This is a genomic window from Bariatricus sp. HCP28S3_A7, assembly GCF_052066375.1.
In the GTDB taxonomy this organism is placed as follows: domain Bacteria; phylum Bacillota; class Clostridia; order Lachnospirales; family Lachnospiraceae; genus Allocoprococcus.
Map to the genome: position 1 here is coordinate 89,353 of NZ_JBQHSG010000001.1, position 17,529 is coordinate 106,881.

The following is a 17,529-nucleotide window of genomic DNA, read 5'->3' on the forward strand; positions in this document are numbered from 1 at the left end:
ATGAAGGATTATATTGTAAGAGCAACAGCAGGAGATGGGCAGGTGCGTGCATTCGCAGCGACGACGGGAAATCTGGTCGAGGAGGCGAGAAGGCGCCATAATACCAGCCCGGTGGCAACGGCTGCTCTTGGGCGTCTTCTTACGGCAGGCGCTATGATGGGAAGTATGATGAAGAATGACACGGATGTTCTGACGCTGCAGATCAAGGGAGATGGGCCGCTTGGGGGCATCACCGTCACCGCAGATGCAAAAGCGAATGTGAAAGGATTTGTGGAAAATCCGGATGCCATGCTGCCGCCGAAGAACGGGAAGCTGGATGTAGGCGGAGCGGTGGGAATCGGTCTTTTGAATGTGATTAAAGATATGGGAATGAAGGAACCCTATGTGGGTCAGACAATCCTTCAGACCAGCGAGATCGCGGAGGATCTGACCTATTATTTTGCGACCAGTGAGCAGGTGCCATCTTCCGTAGGACTTGGTGTGCTGATGAACAAAGACAATACGGTGCACTGCGCCGGTGGGTTTATTGTGCAGGTGATGCCGTTTGTGACAGATGAGGTGCTCAGCCGTCTGGAAGAAAATATTCAGAAAATCTCATCTGTGACACAGATGCTGGATGACGGCCATACACCGGAACAGATGCTGGAACGGGTCCTTGAAGGGCTGGACATCGAGATCACCGATACCATCCCGGCAAATTTCTCCTGTAATTGTTCGCATGAGCGAATTGAAAAGGCGATCATCAGCATCGGGAAAAAGGACATTCAGAGTATGATCGATGAAGGAAAAGAAGTGGAGGTAAAATGCCATTTCTGCAACACGGCATATAAGTTCAGTGTGGAAGAACTGAAGGAGATTCTGAAGCACGCAAAGAGATAGGAGAAAAGACATGAAGCATGGATTTATCAAAGTGGCGGCAGTGACGCCGGATATCCGGGTGGCGGATGTGTGGCATAACTGTGAGGAAGTTCGCAGGAAGATTAAAGAGGCCGAGCAGGAAGGTGCGAAGATCATTGTATTTCCGGAGCTCTGCCTTACCGGTTATACCTGCAGCGATCTGTTTACACAGGATATTCTTCTAAAAGAATCTGAAAAAGCAATTCAGTTCATTGCAAAAGAAACGAAGGAAGGAAACAGTCTTGTATTTGTAGGAATGCCGCTTTCGGTGGACGGGGAGCTCTATAATGTGGCTGCAGCGCTTAATAACGGGGAAATCCTGGGATTTACGACTAAGTCGTTTCTTCCAAACTACGGAGAATTCTATGAGATGCGTCAGTTCCGTCCGGGACCAAAGAAAGTACGGATGATTTCGTTTGGTGGGAAAGAAATTCCGTTCGGACCGCAGATTCTTTACCAGGCAGCGGAGATGAAGGAGCTTGTTGTATCCGCGGAAATCTGTGAGGACGTCTGGTCACCGATTCCACCGAGTATTGATGCGGCAAGGGAAGGAGCGGTGATCCTGGTCAACTGTTCGGCAAGTGATGAGACCATCGGCAAGGACAGTTACCGGGAGGAATTGATTAAAGGACAGTCCGCACGTCTGATCGCAGGGTATGTCTATGCCAATGCGGGGGATGGTGAGTCGACGACCGATGTTGTGTTCGGCGGCCACAATATCATCGCGGAAAACGGAACGATTTTAAAAGAAGCAAGACGTTTTGCGAATGAAATGATCCTAAGTGAAATCGATATCTGCAGGCTTTTAAGTGAGCGCAGAAAGAATACTACCTTCCTGACGAAGGAAGAGCGGATCCTGCCAAGGATTCTATTTACGATTCCGGTGGAAGAGACGGATCTCACCAGAGAATTTTCTCCGGCGCCGTTTGTGCCGCAGAATCAGTCTGAGAGAGACCGGCGCTGTGAGGAAATTCTGATGATCCAGGCGATGGGGCTGAAGAAGCGGCTTGTACACACCAATTCCAGAACGGCAGTTGTGGGAATTTCCGGAGGATTGGATTCAACGCTGGCACTTCTGGTGACTGCCAAGGCATTTGACATGGCGGGGAAGAAAAGGGAGGATATCATTGCGGTGACGATGCCCTGCTTTGGCACGACCGACAGAACTTATCAAAATGCATGCCGGATGTCAGTGAAGCTGGGAGCAACATTAAAAGAAGTGCGGATCGCGGATGCGGTGAAGACCCATTTCCGGGATATCGGGCACGATGAAGAGGTGCATGATGTGACCTATGAAAATTCTCAGGCAAGGGAGAGAACCCAGGTTCTGATGGATATTGCCAATCAGGAATGGGGGATGGTTATCGGTACCGGAGACATGTCGGAGCTGGCACTCGGATGGGCTACCTATAATGGCGATCATATGTCCATGTACGGAGTCAACGCTTCTGTGCCGAAGACGCTCGTGCGGCATCTGGTACAGTATTATGCGGATACTTGCCGGGATGAGGAATTAAAGGCAGTGCTTCTGGATGTGCTGGATACACCGGTCAGCCCGGAACTTCTGCCGCCGAAAGACGGAGAGATCGCGCAGAAGACGGAAGATCTGGTGGGTCCGTATGAGCTGCATGATTTTTATCTCTACTATGTATTGCGATTCGGATTTGAACCGTCCAAGATTTACCGGCTGGCAAAGCTAGCTTTTGCGGGTGTGTATGAGGACGAGATCATACTGAAATGGCTGAAGACGTTCTACAAACGGTTCTTTGCACAGCAGTTTAAACGATCCTGTCTTCCAGACGGACCGAAGATCGGTACGGTGGCACTTTCACCGAGAGGAGACTGGCGTATGCCGAGTGACGCCTGTGCCGCAGTATGGATGAAGGATCTGGAGCGGCTGTAAAATAGAGAAAATATCGTATAATTTCACCTTCTGACGGGAAGAATGATTCCATATGGAGGAATTTCAATATGGAAGATTTAGAGGTAAGTAAAAAACTGGAGGATAATATCCGAAAGATATCCGGCATTCTTCCCGTGCAGGAGAGCTTTGACATCATACAACGGAATATGGAAATCGGAGGACGGAAGGGAACGTTCTATTTTATTGACGGTTTTACAAAAGATGAATCGATGCTGAAAATCATGGATTCATTTTTTCATATCAAGCCGGAAGATATGCCCGATGATGCAACCGCATTTGCAGAGAAAAATGTGCCTTATGTGGAGGTAGACATCCTTGGAAATTTTGATGAGATCGTGAAAAATATCCTGTCGGGGGTGACCTGTCTTTTTATTGAAGGTTATGAGGCGTGCGTTGCGATCGACTGCAGAACCTATCCGGCCAGGAGCGTGGAAGAGCCGGAGAAAGACAAATCCCTGCGTGGATCAAGAGACGGATTCGTGGAAACGATCGTGTTCAACACAGCGTTGATGCGGCGCAGGATCCGGGATGAGAATCTGATCATGGAAATGTCTGAAGTGGGCAAAAGCACCCGAACGGATGTAGCGATTTGCTACATGGCGGATCGGGTGGATCAGGAAATGCTCCAGAATATCCGGAAGAAGCTTGCGGATATTCATGTGGATGATCTTCGCATGAATCAGCAGAGTCTGGCGGAAGCACTGTTCAAGAGGAAATGGTTCAATCCTTTTCCGAAGTTCAAATTTACAGAGCGTCCCGACACAGCTGCAGCCTGCCTTCTGGAGGGGAAGATTATTTTTCTGGTTGACAATTCGCCGTCTGCGCTGGTTGTTCCGACTTCGATCTTTGATATGATCGAGGAGGCGAATGATCACTATTTCCCGCCCATTACAAATATTTATTTGAAGGTCTCCAGAGCGATCATAACCGTGCTGACCATCTTCGTGGTGCCGCTTTTTCTTCTGTTGATGCAGAACCCTCAGTGGGTGCCGAAGGCTTTTGATTTCGTCGTTGTAAGGGATACGGTCAATGTCCCGCTGATTTACCAGATCCTTATCCTGGAACTGGCGATCGACGGATTACGTCTCGCTGCGCTGAATACGCCAAGCATGTTAAGTACGCCGCTCAGTGTGATCGCAGGTATTGTTATGGGCGAGTTTTCGGTGCAATCAGGATGGTTCAACTCCGAAGTGATGCTTTACATGGCGTTTGTTTCCGTTGCCAATTACACACAGCCGAATTTTGAACTGGGTTACGCACTCAAATTCATGCGTCTATTGCTTCTGATTCTGACCGCAGTCTTTAATCTGGTTGGATTTGTTATCGGATGCGTGATCGTAATCTGGTGTATCTGTGTCAATAAAACACTGTCTGGAAAAAGTTATTTGAATGTCAAACTACCTTAAATGAGAGATTATTTTTTACAAAAACTGTAAAAAGAATCTTAAGATGATCTGGGAACGCTTGTGAAAAAAGGAAAAGCATATTATAATCTATCTGTTGAAATTATGAGAAAGCAGGTTATAATATGGAGAAAAAACAGGATGAAAGGCTGGGCACGGAGCCGCTTGGAAGGTTGATTGTAAGTCTCGCGCTTCCGGCGGTTGCGGCCCAGCTGATTAATGTACTCTATAATATCATTGACCGGATTTACATTGGTCATATTGAAGGGTACGGCGATATGGCGCTGACAGGTGTGGGAGTGACGTTCCCGATTATTATGATTATCTCGGCGTTCAGTGCATTTGCAGGTATGGGAGGTGCACCGCTTGCTTCAATTGAACTCGGCAAGAAGAATTACGAGCAGGCAGAAAAGATTCTGGGGACTTGTACGGCACTTCTTATTACGTTCTCGATCGCGCTTACGGTTATTTTCCTGATCGTGAAGACGCCGGTGCTTTATATGTTCGGCGCGACGGAAAATACCATTACTTATGCCAGCGAGTACATTACCATTTACCTTCTGGGAACGATATTTGTACAGTTTGCGCTGGGACTGAATACGTTTATCAGTGGACAGGGGAATGCAAGGACAGCGATGCTGTCGGTCCTCATCGGAGCAGTGATCAATATTATCCTGGATCCGATTTTTATTTTCGCTTTGAAAATGGGAGTCAGGGGTGCGGCATTTGCAACAATCCTTTCACAGGCGGCGAGCGCAGTATGGGTTGTCAGATTCCTGACTTCTAAAAAGAGTGTGGTCCGCATTCGCAAAGACTATGTACGGCTGGACGGAAGAATGATCCGCCATATTGCGGCACTCGGCATTTCGCCCTTTATCATGCAGAGCACCGAATCGCTGGTGATGATTACACTGAACAGCAGGCTGAAGATTTATGGAGGTGACCTTTATGTGGGCTCCATGTCGATCCTGACCAGTGTCATGCAGCTGATCTCTGTTCCGGTACAGGGACTGAATCAGGGAATGCAGCCGATCATCAGCTATAATTATGGAGCAGGCAATAAAGAACGGGTACTCGGCACCTTTAAACGTATGGTGACGATCTGCCTGACGGTGACACTGGTGATGAGTGGGATTGCCATCCTGCACCCGCAGGTGTTCAGTGGGCTTTTTACGAATAAAGAAGAGCTTCTTACAGTTACCAATCAGGTTATGCCGGTCTATTTCCTCGGAACGACATTGTTCGGGATACAGATGGCATGTCAAACTACATTTATCGCCCTGGGACAGGCAAAAGCTTCATTGTTTATCGCTCTTTTGCGTAAAGTGATCCTTTTGATCCCGCTGGCTATGATCCTGCCGCGGTTTTTCGGTGTTATGGGCGTATATTATGCAGAACCGGTGGCAGATATCCTTTCGGTACTTACGACGATCGTTCTTTTTACAATTACAATCAGGAAAGTCCTGAAGAACTGGGAAACAAATGAAACAAGATAGTATTACAGGAGGGTTTCAAATGAGTGAATATATAATTATGACAGACAGTACGGTAGATTTACCAAAAGAGTATCTGATAGAAGAGCTGCAGGTGCCTTATATTCCGTTGTCCTACATTATGGATGGCGTTACGTATGAAGATATGAGCGGGCTCAGCGGAAAAGAATTCTTTGACAAAATTAGAGCCGGTTCTCTTCCGACCACTTCCCAGGTGAATCCGGAGCAGGCAAAAAAAGCACTGGAACCGTATGTGAAGGAAGAAAAGGACATTCTGTTTATCGGATTTTCTTCTGCACTCAGCGGAACATTTAACAGTATCCGGATGGCTGCTGAAGAACTGATGGAGGAATACCCGGAGCGTAAGATCATTACGGTGGATTCCTTGTGCGCCTGCTTAGGAGAAGGACTTCTGGTTTATAAAGCAGTCCAGTTAAAGCGCGCCGGAAAGAGCCTGGAAGAAGTGGCAAAATGGACCGAAGAAAACAAACTGCACATTTGCCATAATGTCGCGATCGATGACCTGAACCACCTTCACAGAGGCGGAAGAGTGTCCAAAACGGCGGCTATCATGGGAACGATGATCCAGATCAAGCCGATCATTCATATGAATGACAACGGAGAGCTTCAGGTGATCGGAAAACAGCGGGGACGCAAAAAAGCACTTCAGCATATTGTGAACATGGCAGTGGAGCAGTCCAAAGGATGGGAGAATGATATCATCATGATCACCCATGGCGACTGCGAAGAGGATGCCCAGTATGTGGCAAAGCTGGTCAGAGAGAAGATGGGGATCGAGAATATCCTGATCAACTGCATCGGAAGCGTGATCGGAAGCCATACCGGCCCGGGCGTGGTGGCAGTGTTCTGTATGGGAGAAAAGAGATAAATTTAGAAAGAATCATGAAAATAAGGGGCGTGACCTGCTGACAGGTTACGCCCCTCTGTTCTTCTAAAATGAAAAATATCCGTTTTTCTGTTTCCATGAAAGAGTTGCAACTAAAGTGCAGGATCTACAGCGCGAAAATCCCCAGAGCACTTGCAATCGAGCTTACGAAAATTGCAGCCAGAAACCATGGTGCAATCCATTTAATCATGAACGAAAACATTTTTTCGGATTTAAATGTCCCATCTGTTTCTTTCACTTCGTCGACGATCGTTTTCGGTTTTATGATAAAACCGACGAACAGACAGGTAAGAATTGCGACAATCGGCATCAGAATACTGTTGCTTATGAAATCCATCATATCGAGGATCGACATTCCACCCAGGGAAATGTGCTTCAGCCTGCCGAATCCCAGAGAGGAGGGAATGCCCAGCGCAAAGGAAAAAGCAGTCACGATCAGGCTGGACGCGGTACGGTTCAGATGAAAACGGTCCATGATAATGGAGACGATCGTTTCCATCAGGGAAATGGCAGATGTGAGTGCCGCTAAAAGTACCAGCAGGAAGAAAACAGCTCCGACCAATTGCCCCATAGGCATGCTGTTAAATACTTTCGGAAGCGTGATGAACATCAGTCCCGGCCCGGCGCTGAGCGCAGAGCTGTCACCGCCGGAAAAAGCGAACACAGCCGGAACGATCATCAGTCCGGCCAGAAAAGCAATTCCCGTGTCAAAAATCTCAATCTGACGGACGGCACTTTCCAGATGATTTTCTTTCTTCATATAAGAACCATAAGTGACCATGATCCCCATAGCAAGTGACATAGAATAAAACATCTGTCCCATGGCAGCGAGGATTGCTTTGACAGAAAAATGCTGCAGGCTCGGCTTCAGATAATAAGCGACCCCTTCCATGGCACCGTCAATCGTACAGGAATAAACTGCGATAAACAGTGTCAGGATGATGAGGACAGGCATCATGACTTTGCTCACTTTCTCGATCCCTTTTTCGACACCCAGCATGACGATAACTGAGGTCGCAAGTAAAAAAATACTGAACCACACGATCGGACCGCCGGTTTCGCCGATAAAATTCGGAAAATAATTATTGTCCGCAGCAGCCGTTATCTCACCGGAAAGAAACGTAAAAAGGTATTTGGTCACCCATCCGCCGATGACAGAATAATAAGGAAAAATAATGACCGGCACGATAGAAGCGAGGATCCCCAAAAATCCGAAACGCCTGTCAAGTGCCTGAAATGCGCCGATGGCGCTCAGCCCGGTCTTACGTCCAAGCGCAGTCTCGGCGATCATGAGCGTGAAGCCGAATGTGACTGTAAGAATCAAATAGACCAGAAGAAAGCTGCCTCCTCCATATTTGGCAGCCAGATATGGGAAACGCCAGATGTTGCCGAGTCCTACCGCAGAACCGGCAGCGGCCAGAACAAATCCCAGTTTGTTGGAAAAATTACTTCTTGTTTGCATGAAAAACCTCCTTGTATGATATGCAAGTAGTATGATTATGACATGATGATGGAAATAAATCAATTATTTTATGGTTATATTGAGGAAATTAATAAACAAACAAAAATAAAGAAATAACTGTTGACACGGGATAAGAAATGTGTTAGATTAATATTTGCGTGAAGCGAAAAAGAAAGCAGAGTGTCCACTCTCACCTTAGCGCAATCGAGCGACTAATGGTTTGATATCGATGACAGTATACCGTGAAAGGGTGTTTTGTGCAATGAGAAGTGGATGGTCTGAGAACTATTCACTTATTTTTATTTATGGAGGTGCACAACAATTAGCGATTTAATGATCAACGAACAAATCCGCGACAGAGAGGTGCGTGTCGTTAGCGAGAGTGGGGAACAATTAGGAATTATGTCAGCAAAGGAAGCAATGAAGCTGGCACAGGAAGCGGAACTCGATCTGGTTAAGATCGCTCCGACAGCAAAGCCGCCTGTATGTAAGATCATCGATTATGGTAAATACCGCTACGAACAGGCGAGAAAAGAAAAAGAAGCAAAGAAAAAGCAAAGGACTGTCGAAGTTAAAGAAGTGCGTCTTTCACCGAATATTGATACGAATGATATGAATACCAAGATGAATAATGCGAAGAAGTTCATTTTGAAAGGTAATAAAGTCAAAGTTACACTTCGCTTCAGAGGTAGAGAAATGGCCCATATGCAGCAGAGTAAACATATCCTTGATGATTTTGCAGATATGCTGAAAGATGTTGCTGTTGTTGAAAAAGCGGCCAAACTGGAAGGCAGAAGTCTGAGCATGGTTTTAACTGAAAAACGTTAAAAATAAACATTTTATATTAAGGAGGAAATCATCATGCCAAAAATTAAAACAAATAGAGCAGCTGCAAAGCGCTTCAAAAAAACTGCAACAGGTAAGTTAAAAAGAAATAAAGCTTACAAGAGCCATATCTTAACTAAGAAATCTACAAAGAGAAAAAGAAATCTTAGACAGTCAACTATCACAGATGCTACTAACGTAAAGAACATGAAGAAAGTATTACCATATCTCTAAGATAGGGTTAACGATAGAAGGAGGAGTAAGAAATGGCAAGAATTAAAGGCGGCATGAACGCTAAAAAGAAACATAATAGAACTTTAAAATTAGCGAAAGGATACAGAGGAGCACGTTCTAAACAGTACAGAGTTGCAAAACAGTCTGTTATGAGAGCTCTTACATCTTCCTACGCTGGAAGAAAGCAGAGAAAGCGTCAGATGCGTCAGTTATGGATCGCACGTATCAACGCTGCTGCAAGAATCAATGGTTTATCATACAGCAAGTTAATGCACGGCTTAAAAGTAGCTGGTGTTGACATGAACAGAAAGATGCTTGCTGAGCTCGCAGTTAACGATGCAGCAGGATTTGCAGCAATCGCTGACGTAGCAAAGAAAGCACTTGCATAAGATAAGACGATTTGCTTAACGCTTGAGAGAGAAGAGGGAAGCCCCGCGGAGAAATCTGCGGGGTTTTTTGATAATACCAGGGCACTGGATGTCCAGTGGACATCCGTATAGCGCCGACCGAAGCGGAGCGAAGATGTGGGAGCACGAAGTGCGGAACAATCCGTAGGTATTATCAAAAAACAAAACGATACACTCCCACAAACTTCCATTCGAAACAGCCCGTCAGGGCGGATTTCGAATGATTGGAGGGCACTGGATGTCCAGTGGACATCCGTATAGCGCCGACCGAAGCGGAGCGAAGATGTGGGAGCACGAAGTGCGGAACAATCCGTGGGTATTATCAAAAAACAAAACGACACACCCCACAAACTTCCATTCGAAACAGCCCGACAGGGCGGATTTCGAATGTCCCACCCCCAAAAGAAAGGAGTTCCCCTTATGAATACCAAAAAAATCACCCCATCCCACCCGGAACAATCCCGCCTGGATCAACAATTCGATTTTATCCGTGAAATTGACAAAGAAAAGTTCATCGGCCGCCAGACCTATCTCACAGGCGCTGCCAGAAAGGAAAATGATGCAGAGCATGCATGGCACATGGCACTGATGACGATTCTCCTTAGTGAATATTCCAATGAGCCGATCGATGTGCTGAAAACAGTTACCATGCTTCTGATCCATGATATCGTGGAGATTGATGCCGGGGATACCTATGCCTATGATGAAGCCGCGAAGGCAACCCAGAGTGAAAGAGAGGAAAAAGCTGCGGAACGCATTTTCGGACTGCTCCCCAAGGATCAGGGACAGCGGCTGAGAAAACTCTGGGAAGAATTTGAAGAGAGAAAGACACCGGAAGCCAGATTCGCAAGAACCATGGATAACGTTCAGCCGATCATGTTGAATGCGGCGACGGACGGAAAAGCATGGGAAGAACATCAGGTGAAGCTTTCACAGATTTTAAAGAGAAATGAACGAACGGCAGAAGGTTCGGAGGAGTTGTGGGATTACTCGCGGAAGAATTTTATCGAGCCAAATCTGAAAAAAGGACGTATTATCGCGGATCGAGAACTGTAGCCGGGGAATCTTCAGCCGATAGATCGGCGTGAAATACAGGCAAAATTATTTTATATGGAAAGGCTTGATTTCCAATCGAGAAGAAGGTATCCTTGTATAGAAAGTATAAGATGGATCAGTAAATTCTCAAAGGAGGATATTTTATGTCATCAGAAGAATATAGCAAAGCATATAAAGCTGGAAAACGCGATTATCAGTCAAGGATGCTTCGGGGAGTCAGACCGACACTTCCTGTCCTTGATGATATACTCCCGACAAAGGGAACATTTTCAGAAGTGCCGCTTGGATTGGTTCAGATCCCGATGGATCAGATCGTGGGTACGAGACATGGTGGAAGAAGTAATGCATTTGCCGGAAATTTTATGCCGATTTTGAGGGAAAATACAGAGTTTGCGCAGAAATGGGCGACCTTAAGTACTATTCATGAAAATGAAGGCTTGAGGGATCCGATCAAGGCGTATGAATTTATGAATAAATTCTATGTAGAAGAAGGAAATAAGCGTGTCAGTGTCATGAAATATTATGGTGTTACGTCTATTCCGGGTACGGTAACGAGGATTATACCAAAACGTACCGATGAAAAAGAAAACAAAATATATTATGAGTTTCTCGATTTCTATGACTTGTCTAAGATCAATTATATTTGGTTCAGTCAGGAAGGTAGTTTTAAAAAGCTGCAGGAGGCTGTCGGAAAAGGCACGGATGAGGTGTGGAGTGAGGATGAAAAGCTGACGTTCAGTTCGGCTTATTCAAGATTTACTGCTGAATTTAAAGCAAGAGGCGGAGAGAAACTCCCGGTTACGGCGGGGGATGCATTTCTGGCTTTCATTAAGCTTTACGGTTATCAGACACTGGAAGAAAAGACCAGCAGTGAGCTGAAAGAAATGATTACCAAGAGCTGGGAAGAATTTGAGCTGATCGGTGTCGACAAAGAAGTGGAGCTTAAGATGAATCCGACAAGCGAGAAGAAACCACTTCTGAGCCGTCTTCTCCCGTTGAGTTCGCCGAAGCTTAAGATTGCCTTTATATATGAAAAAACGCCGTCATCTTCCGCATGGACATATGCCCATGAGCTTGGAAGACTGCATCTGGAGCAGACGTTCCCGGACGAAGTTACGACCGTGTATTATGATAATGTCACGCCGGAGACAGTAGAAGACGTGATAGGTGAGGCAATTCAAAATGGATGTAATATTGTATTTACGACGACACCGGCCTTTACACAGGCCAGTGTGAAAGCGGCGATCGCAAATCAGGATATCCGGATTCTGAACTGTTCTTTGAATACTTCTCATCGTTATATCCGGACTTACTACGCCCGTATGCATGAGGCGAAATTCCTGATGGGAGCGATTGCAGGCGCGATGGCTGAGAATAACAAGATCGCATATCTGGCCGATTACCCGATCTTTGGTGCTATTGCCAATATCAATGCATTTGCGCTGGGAGCGAAAATGATCAATCCGAGAGCACAGGTCTATCTGGAATGGTATAAGAAAAAAGATAGTGATGCGCTTGAAAATATCCGGAAATCAGGGGCAAACATTATTTCCGGTATGGATATGGTGATTCCGGAAGAGTCCTCCAGATATTTTGGTATTTACCGGATGGAAAACGGGTATCCGAGAAGTCTTGCCATGCCTCTGTGGCACTGGGGAAAATTCTACGAACAGCTGATTCGGACGATTATGGACGGAACATGGAAATACGATGATAAATCTACGGAACTGAAAGCAATCAATTACTGGTGGGGAATGTCATCCGGCGCGATCGATGTTATTTGCTCAGACAGCCTGCCGATTGGCACCAAACGTTTGGTTGAGCTGCTGAAGAAAACAATCAGTAGTGGAGAGTTTAATCCGTTCTCGGGAGTGCTCTATTCTCAGACTGGAATTGTACAGTCAGATCCTTCCAGAGATCTGACGCCGGAAGAAATTGTGACGATGGACTGGTTGGCGGAGAATGTGATCGGAACGATTCCGAAAGCAGATGAAATGCTTGAAGAAACCAAGCCCACGATCCAGCAGCAGGGAATAGAGAAGAAAGGCTAAAGAGATTATGAGGATACTTGCGATTGCAGACGAAGAATCTGCATATTTATGGGATCATTTTGAAAAAAGTAAACTGCAGGGAATTGATTTAATCATTTCCTGCGGTGACCTGGATCCTCATTATCTTTCGTTCCTTGCAACATTTACATCAGCACCGGTACTCTATGTGTGCGGAAATCACGATGATAAATATGCGCAGATTCCGCCGGAAGGATGCATCTGCATCGACGATCAGATTTATGTGTACAAAGGGGTCCGGATCCTGGGGCTGGGCGGTTCTATGCGCTATAAACCGGGAGAGCATCAGTATACAGAGCGCGGCATGAAAAAACGCGTACACAAACTCTGGTTTCAGCTGCTCAGAAGGAGGGGATTTGATATCCTTGTGACGCATGCACCGGCTTATGAACTGAATGACGGGAGAGATCTTCCGCATCAGGGATTCCAAGTGTTCCTGAATTTGATGGAAAAATATCGCCCGAAGTATTTCCTGCACGGACATGTACATATGTCCTACGGAAGACAGCATAAACGATACGACAAATACCAGGATACGCATGTGATCAATGCGTTTGAACGGTGTGTGTTCGATTTTGAGGATGAAAATCCCGGAGAACATATCAGATAGAAATGAGGATAGAACATGAAGACAGACATTTTAACAATTGGAAAAATCACGATCCACGGTTACGGATTGATGATAGCGATCGGCATTTTATGCTGCATTGCAATGGGCATGTACCGAGCTAAAAAATACAAGCTGAATCCGGAAGCGGTCATCGATATTGCACTCTACGGAGTACTTGCCGGTTTTCTCGGAGCGAAGCTTCTCTATGTGATCGTGGAATTCCCTGCATTTATCAAAGATCCTCTCAGCGTTCTGGGATCAGAAGGATTTGTGGTGTACGGCGGAATCATTTTAGGAGTATTGGCAGCCATTATATACTGCAGGATCAAAGGACTTGTTTTTCTGGAATATTTTGATCTGTGTGCACCTTCTATTTCACTGGCTCAGGGATTCGGACGGATCGGTTGTTTTCTGGCAGGCTGCTGTTACGGAAGAGAGACACAGTCCTTTCTGGGAGTGGTTTTCCCGGCCAACAGCATGGCACCGGCAGGTGTCAAGGTATTGCCGACACAGCTCTTTTCGTCAGCGGGCGATTTCCTGATCACGGCAATTCTTCTTCTTTATTATAAAAAGATCAAGCATACCGGAGACGGCGGAGCATTATATATGATACTTTACGGTGTCGGAAGATTCTTGATGGAATTTTTGCGGGCAGATGACAGGGGAAATATAGGAATGCTTTCTACCTCGCAGATGATCTCGATCGTGATCGTGGCAGGGGCAGTGGTGTTGCTCTGGCAGAACAGAAGAAGAGACAGGGAGTTGTTATGAACGAATTAGAAAAATGTATGGCTGGTGAATGGTATGACTGTCACAATGCAATTTTTTTGGAGTATAAAAATAATGCAAGAAATTTGTTGTCGCAGTATAATTCTTTTGCATATAACCAGACAAGAGAAAATACAGAAGTTTTGAAACAACTCTTTGGAAGCATAGGGGAAAATGTTTCGGTAGGAATTCCTTATTATCAGTAATCAAAAAGAACAAAAAATGGGAAGCCTCGAATCAAGGCTTCCCATTTAATTAAAAATGCGGAAGATGGGACTTGAACCCACACGACTGCAATAGTCACAAGATCCTTAGTCTTGCTCGTCTGCCAGTTCCGACACTTCCGCGCGACTGCTTTATTATATATTAAATAAATGGATTTGTCAATAAGAAAAAAGTTTTTTATGATAATTGCTATGGATTATAAAGTGTTTGTTTCTGTGTTTAATGGAGCAAAAGAAAAACCCATGAAAATTCAAGGGCTTTTTCAAAAAAATAATGCGGAAGATGGGACTTGAACCCACACGACTGCAATAGTCACAAGATCCTTAGTCTTGCTCGTCTGCCAGTTCCGACACTTCCGCATACCAACTATTTTGTTTATGTTTTGCTGACAACAGCTATAATACATGATTATATGGGGAAAGTCAACATAATTTTCTTAAAAAAATATATTCGCAATATTAATAATTAAAATGGAAATAGAAACAAAATTCGATATTTAACAAATCCTCTTCCTAATTGAAAGAAAATATAGTAAAATAATAAATAATTGAGCGGTTTATTTATGCGTTTTTTCAATCAATGCCAGACGAATTGAGATGAGAAGAAGAAAAAATGGCGAAACGGATGTCAGGAGGTAGCCGTATGTTAGAAAAAGTAGATTTAACAAAGAAAATGAGCAAGGAAGAATACAAGGAGAAGATGGAGACGCTGGAGCTGGAGCTTGGGCATCTGCAGCGGGAATGCAAGGAACAGAAAATTCCGGTGATGATCGCCTTTGAAGGGTACGGAGCTTCGGGAAAAGGCCTGCAGATCGGACGTCTGATCCAGGGATTGGATCCGAGAGGATTTGAGGTACATGCGGTTAAGAAAGAAACGGAAGAGGAACGGATGCACCCTTTCATGTGGCGTTTCTGGACGAAGACGCCAGAGCGGGGAAGAATTGCGATCTACGATACGAGCTGGTACCGCAGAGTACAGATCGACCGGTTCGACGGCAAAGTGTCGGAAGAAGAACTGCCGGCAGACTATGAATCGATTCGTTCTTTTGAAAAGCAGCTTACAGATGACGGAATGGTCATTGTGAAATTGTTTCTTGCGATCGATCAGAAAGAACAGAAAAAGCGGTTCAAAAAGCTGATGGAATCGAAGGAGACGAAGTGGAGAGTCAGCGAGGGCGATCTGAAGAGAAATAAGGAATTTGCACGATATGAGCAGATGAATGAAGAGATGCTTCGGAAAACAGATACGGATTATGCACCGTGGACGATCATTGAAGCGACGGATAAGCGGTATGCAACAGCGAAGATCTTCACGACAGTGATCCATGCAATGCAGATGGCGCTGGAGAAGGTGAAGATGCCGGAGGAAGCACAGGAAGAGAGAAGAAGCGGTGGAGAGAGAGAATTCCAGGAATCGCTGCTTGCGAAGGCGGATTTGTCCAAAAAGCTCAGCAAGAAGCAGTACAAAGAGCAGCTTAAGGAACTGCAGGGCAAGATGGAACGTCTCCACGGTGAACTGTACCGCAGAAGAATTCCGGTGGTGCTCGGCTTCGAGGGCTGGGATGCCGGAGGCAAGGGCGGCGCGATCAAGCGTCTGACGGAACACATGGATCCGAGAGGATATGTGGTAAATCCGACTGCATCCCCGAATGATATTGAGAAAGCACATCATTACCTGTGGCGTTTCTGGAGAGCTATGCCGAAAGCGGGCCACATTGCGATCTTCGACAGAACCTGGTACGGCCGTGTGATGGTAGAACGAATCGAAGGATTCTGTACGACGAAAGAATGGCAGAGAGCCTACAAGGAAATCAATGATATGGAGCAGGATCTGGTGAATGCCGGCGCTATCGTGCTGAAATTCTGGATGCAGATCGATAAAGATGAGCAGGCAGCAAGGTTTAAGGCGCGCCAGGAAAATCCGGAAAAACAGTGGAAGATCACCGATGAAGACTGGAGAAACCGTGAAAAATGGGATCAGTACGAAGAAGCAGTCAATGAGATGCTGATTCGTACTTCCACACCGCATGCACCGTGGGTCGTAGTGGAAGGAAACTGCAAGTATTATGCAAGGATCAAAGTGCTTGAGACGGTGGTTCATGCCATTGAAGAACGTCTGAAAGAAGAAAAATAATGAGAAGTTCGCATGAACAGATCGCTGAAAGGGAGCAGGAATATGACGATCAGAGAGCAGATGGAACAGCGGGAAAAAGAATATTTAAGTGCGTATGCGACACTAAGCGTCAATACGAGAGGAAGAAAAAGAGAAGAGGCGCAGTGTGATATTCGGCCGGTCTTTCAAAGAGACAGAGACCGGATCCTGCACTGTAAATCGTTTCGCAGGCTGAAACAGAAGACACAGGTATTTCTGCTTCCCAAAGGGGATCATTATCGCACAAGGCTGACACATACTCTGGAGGTTTCACAAAATGCGCGGACCATCGCGAAGGCGCTGCGGCTGAATGAAGATCTGGCAGAAGCGATCAGTCTGGGGCATGATCTCGGGCATACGCCCTTTGGTCATGCCGGAGAGCGGGCTCTGAACGGAGTGTGTCCGGGCGGATTCAAACACAACGAACAGAGCGTGCGCGTGGTGGAAGTGCTGGAAAAGGACGGACAGGGGCTGAATCTCACATGGGAAGTCATCGATGGGATCCGCAATCACAAGAGTGTGGGAAAACCGGCAACTCTTGAGGGGCAGATCGTGAGGCTGTCGGATAAGATCGCCTATATCAACCATGATATTGACGATGCGATACGTGGAGGAATCCTTACTGAAGAGGATATACCGCTCCGGTTTCGAGAGGTGTTTGGAACCGGGATGCGTTCGCGGCTGAACACGATGATCCATGATGTGATTATAAGTAGCATGGATCAGCCGGAGATCCGGATGTCGGAGGAAATCGAAGAGGCGATGCGTGATCTGAGAAAGTTTATGTTTGAGCATGTCTACCAGAATCCCCGTGCAAAGGGAGAGGAAACGAAGGCGATCCATATGATCGAAAATTTGTATTTTTATTATGAGGATCATCTGGAACTTCTTCCGGAACAATACCGGATTCAGATGGAGAAAGGCGATTCGGCGGAGCAGGTGGTGTGTGATTATATTGCCGGCATGACGGATAATTATGCCGTAAAAAAATTTGAGGATATTTTTATTCCGGAAGCGTGGAAAAATTAAAGGAAATCAAAAAGTTTTGTCGAATATATTAAATGTGAGGGCTTTTTACTACTGGAAACTTTTGGTTTT

The 17,529-nt window shown here is 45.8% G+C and carries 16 protein-coding genes and 2 tRNA genes; 15 read left to right on the forward strand and 3 right to left on the reverse strand.

Annotated elements, in window-relative coordinates; all coding sequences use genetic code 11:
- The 5 genes from hslO to ACTNA4_RS00480 all read left to right on the forward strand — a co-directional run bounded on the left by hslO (position 1) and on the right by ACTNA4_RS00480 (position 6,606).
- Complete coding sequence (gene hslO / locus ACTNA4_RS00460; protein WP_427819111.1) at positions 1-879, forward strand: Hsp33 family molecular chaperone HslO; 879 nt, start codon at positions 1-3, stop codon at positions 877-879.
- A gap of 10 nt (positions 880-889) precedes the next feature.
- Positions 890-2,800, forward strand: coding sequence for an NAD(+) synthase (locus ACTNA4_RS00465; protein WP_427819112.1), 1,911 nt, complete (start codon positions 890-892; stop codon positions 2,798-2,800).
- A gap of 68 nt (positions 2,801-2,868) precedes the next feature.
- Complete coding sequence (locus tag ACTNA4_RS00470; protein ID WP_441028126.1) at positions 2,869-4,227, forward strand: spore germination protein; 1,359 nt, start codon at positions 2,869-2,871, stop codon at positions 4,225-4,227.
- A gap of 122 nt (positions 4,228-4,349) precedes the next feature.
- Positions 4,350-5,720, forward strand: coding sequence for an MATE family efflux transporter (locus ACTNA4_RS00475; protein WP_441028128.1), 1,371 nt, complete (start codon positions 4,350-4,352; stop codon positions 5,718-5,720).
- Between the two features lie 19 nt (positions 5,721-5,739).
- On the forward strand, positions 5,740-6,606 hold the full coding sequence (locus ACTNA4_RS00480; protein ID WP_427806462.1) for a DegV family protein: 867 nt from the start codon (positions 5,740-5,742) through the stop codon (positions 6,604-6,606).
- Between the two features lie 124 nt (positions 6,607-6,730).
- Here the strand turns inward: ACTNA4_RS00480 and ACTNA4_RS00485 are convergent, their stop codons facing one another.
- Entirely contained in the window at positions 6,731-8,086 is a 1,356-nt protein-coding gene (locus ACTNA4_RS00485) for a sodium-dependent transporter (RefSeq protein ID WP_441028130.1), read from the reverse strand.
- 333 nt (positions 8,087-8,419) lie between these two features.
- On the opposite strand from ACTNA4_RS00485, the gene infC reads away from it, so the two are divergent.
- The 8 genes from infC to ACTNA4_RS00525 all read left to right on the forward strand — a co-directional run bounded on the left by infC (position 8,420) and on the right by ACTNA4_RS00525 (position 14,261).
- Complete coding sequence (gene infC, locus ACTNA4_RS00490) at positions 8,420-8,914, forward strand: translation initiation factor IF-3 (protein WP_441024480.1); 495 nt, start codon at positions 8,420-8,422, stop codon at positions 8,912-8,914.
- A gap of 33 nt (positions 8,915-8,947) precedes the next feature.
- Positions 8,948-9,145 (forward strand): 50S ribosomal protein L35, encoded by a 198-nt coding sequence (gene rpmI / locus ACTNA4_RS00495; RefSeq protein ID WP_427806457.1) that lies wholly within the window; start codon positions 8,948-8,950, stop codon positions 9,143-9,145.
- Between the two features lie 32 nt (positions 9,146-9,177).
- Positions 9,178-9,534, forward strand: coding sequence for a 50S ribosomal protein L20 (gene rplT, locus ACTNA4_RS00500; protein WP_427806455.1), 357 nt, complete (start codon positions 9,178-9,180; stop codon positions 9,532-9,534).
- Between the two features lie 438 nt (positions 9,535-9,972).
- Positions 9,973-10,608 (forward strand): HD domain-containing protein, encoded by a 636-nt coding sequence (locus ACTNA4_RS00505; protein ID WP_427819116.1) that lies wholly within the window; start codon positions 9,973-9,975, stop codon positions 10,606-10,608.
- Positions 10,609-10,751: 143 nt separating this feature from the next.
- Positions 10,752-12,659, forward strand: a complete 1,908-nt coding sequence (locus ACTNA4_RS00510; protein ID WP_441028132.1) for a BMP family ABC transporter substrate-binding protein — start codon at positions 10,752-10,754, stop codon at positions 12,657-12,659.
- 7 nt (positions 12,660-12,666) lie between these two features.
- Positions 12,667-13,287 (forward strand): metallophosphoesterase family protein, encoded by a 621-nt coding sequence (locus ACTNA4_RS00515; protein ID WP_441028134.1) that lies wholly within the window; start codon positions 12,667-12,669, stop codon positions 13,285-13,287.
- Positions 13,288-13,302: 15 nt separating this feature from the next.
- Positions 13,303-14,058 carry a prolipoprotein diacylglyceryl transferase gene (lgt, locus tag ACTNA4_RS00520; RefSeq protein WP_441028136.1) on the forward strand — a complete coding sequence of 252 codons (756 nt, stop codon included), beginning with the start codon at positions 13,303-13,305 and terminating at the stop codon, positions 14,056-14,058.
- On the forward strand, positions 14,055-14,261 hold the full coding sequence (locus tag ACTNA4_RS00525; RefSeq protein WP_441028138.1) for a maltose acetyltransferase domain-containing protein: 207 nt from the start codon (positions 14,055-14,057) through the stop codon (positions 14,259-14,261). Before lgt ends, ACTNA4_RS00525 begins: the two co-directional genes overlap by 4 nt.
- A gap of 56 nt (positions 14,262-14,317) precedes the next feature.
- On the opposite strand, the gene ACTNA4_RS00530 is transcribed toward ACTNA4_RS00525, so the two are convergent.
- Both ACTNA4_RS00530 and ACTNA4_RS00535 read right to left on the reverse strand, forming a co-directional pair.
- Positions 14,318-14,402, reverse strand: a tRNA-Leu gene (locus ACTNA4_RS00530).
- A gap of 152 nt (positions 14,403-14,554) precedes the next feature.
- Positions 14,555-14,639: transfer RNA gene (locus ACTNA4_RS00535), tRNA-Leu, on the reverse strand.
- A gap of 283 nt (positions 14,640-14,922) precedes the next feature.
- Here ACTNA4_RS00535 and pap point away from each other — a divergent pair.
- Positions 14,923-16,413: a polyphosphate:AMP phosphotransferase gene (gene pap, locus ACTNA4_RS00540; RefSeq protein ID WP_427806449.1), complete on the forward strand. Its 1,491-nt coding sequence runs from the start codon at positions 14,923-14,925 to the stop codon at positions 16,411-16,413.
- A gap of 42 nt (positions 16,414-16,455) precedes the next feature.
- Positions 16,456-17,460 (forward strand): deoxyguanosinetriphosphate triphosphohydrolase, encoded by a 1,005-nt coding sequence (locus tag ACTNA4_RS00545; RefSeq protein WP_427806490.1) that lies wholly within the window; start codon positions 16,456-16,458, stop codon positions 17,458-17,460.
- The last annotated feature ends 69 nt before the right edge of the window (positions 17,461-17,529 follow it).

Excerpts from the sequence above, each read along its gene's own strand:
- ACTNA4_RS00465 (WP_427819112.1), top strand. The coding sequence starts at position 890 with ATGAAGCATGGATTTATCAAAGTGGCGGCAGTGACGCCGGATATCCGG.
- infC (WP_441024480.1), top strand. The coding sequence starts at position 8,420 with ATGATCAACGAACAAATCCGCGACAGAGAGGTGCGTGTCGTTAGCGAG.
- ACTNA4_RS00515 (WP_441028134.1), top strand. The coding sequence starts at position 12,667 with ATGAGGATACTTGCGATTGCAGACGAAGAATCTGCATATTTATGGGAT.
- pap (WP_427806449.1), top strand. The coding sequence starts at position 14,923 with ATGTTAGAAAAAGTAGATTTAACAAAGAAAATGAGCAAGGAAGAATAC.
- ACTNA4_RS00545 (WP_427806490.1), top strand. The coding sequence starts at position 16,456 with ATGACGATCAGAGAGCAGATGGAACAGCGGGAAAAAGAATATTTAAGT.
- ACTNA4_RS00475 (WP_441028128.1), top strand. The coding sequence starts at position 4,350 with ATGGAGAAAAAACAGGATGAAAGGCTGGGCACGGAGCCGCTTGGAAGG.
- rplT (WP_427806455.1), top strand. The coding sequence starts at position 9,178 with ATGGCAAGAATTAAAGGCGGCATGAACGCTAAAAAGAAACATAATAGA.
- ACTNA4_RS00480 (WP_427806462.1), top strand. The coding sequence starts at position 5,740 with ATGAGTGAATATATAATTATGACAGACAGTACGGTAGATTTACCAAAA.
- ACTNA4_RS00510 (WP_441028132.1), top strand. The coding sequence starts at position 10,752 with ATGTCATCAGAAGAATATAGCAAAGCATATAAAGCTGGAAAACGCGAT.
- ACTNA4_RS00470 (WP_441028126.1), top strand. The coding sequence starts at position 2,869 with ATGGAAGATTTAGAGGTAAGTAAAAAACTGGAGGATAATATCCGAAAG.
- ACTNA4_RS00525 (WP_441028138.1), top strand. The coding sequence starts at position 14,055 with ATGAACGAATTAGAAAAATGTATGGCTGGTGAATGGTATGACTGTCAC.
- ACTNA4_RS00505 (WP_427819116.1), top strand. The coding sequence starts at position 9,973 with ATGAATACCAAAAAAATCACCCCATCCCACCCGGAACAATCCCGCCTG.
- hslO (WP_427819111.1), top strand. The coding sequence starts at position 1 with ATGAAGGATTATATTGTAAGAGCAACAGCAGGAGATGGGCAGGTGCGT.
- lgt (WP_441028136.1), top strand. The coding sequence starts at position 13,303 with ATGAAGACAGACATTTTAACAATTGGAAAAATCACGATCCACGGTTAC.
- rpmI (WP_427806457.1), top strand. The coding sequence starts at position 8,948 with ATGCCAAAAATTAAAACAAATAGAGCAGCTGCAAAGCGCTTCAAAAAA.
- ACTNA4_RS00485 (WP_441028130.1), bottom strand. The coding sequence starts at position 8,086 with ATGCAAACAAGAAGTAATTTTTCCAACAAACTGGGATTTGTTCTGGCC.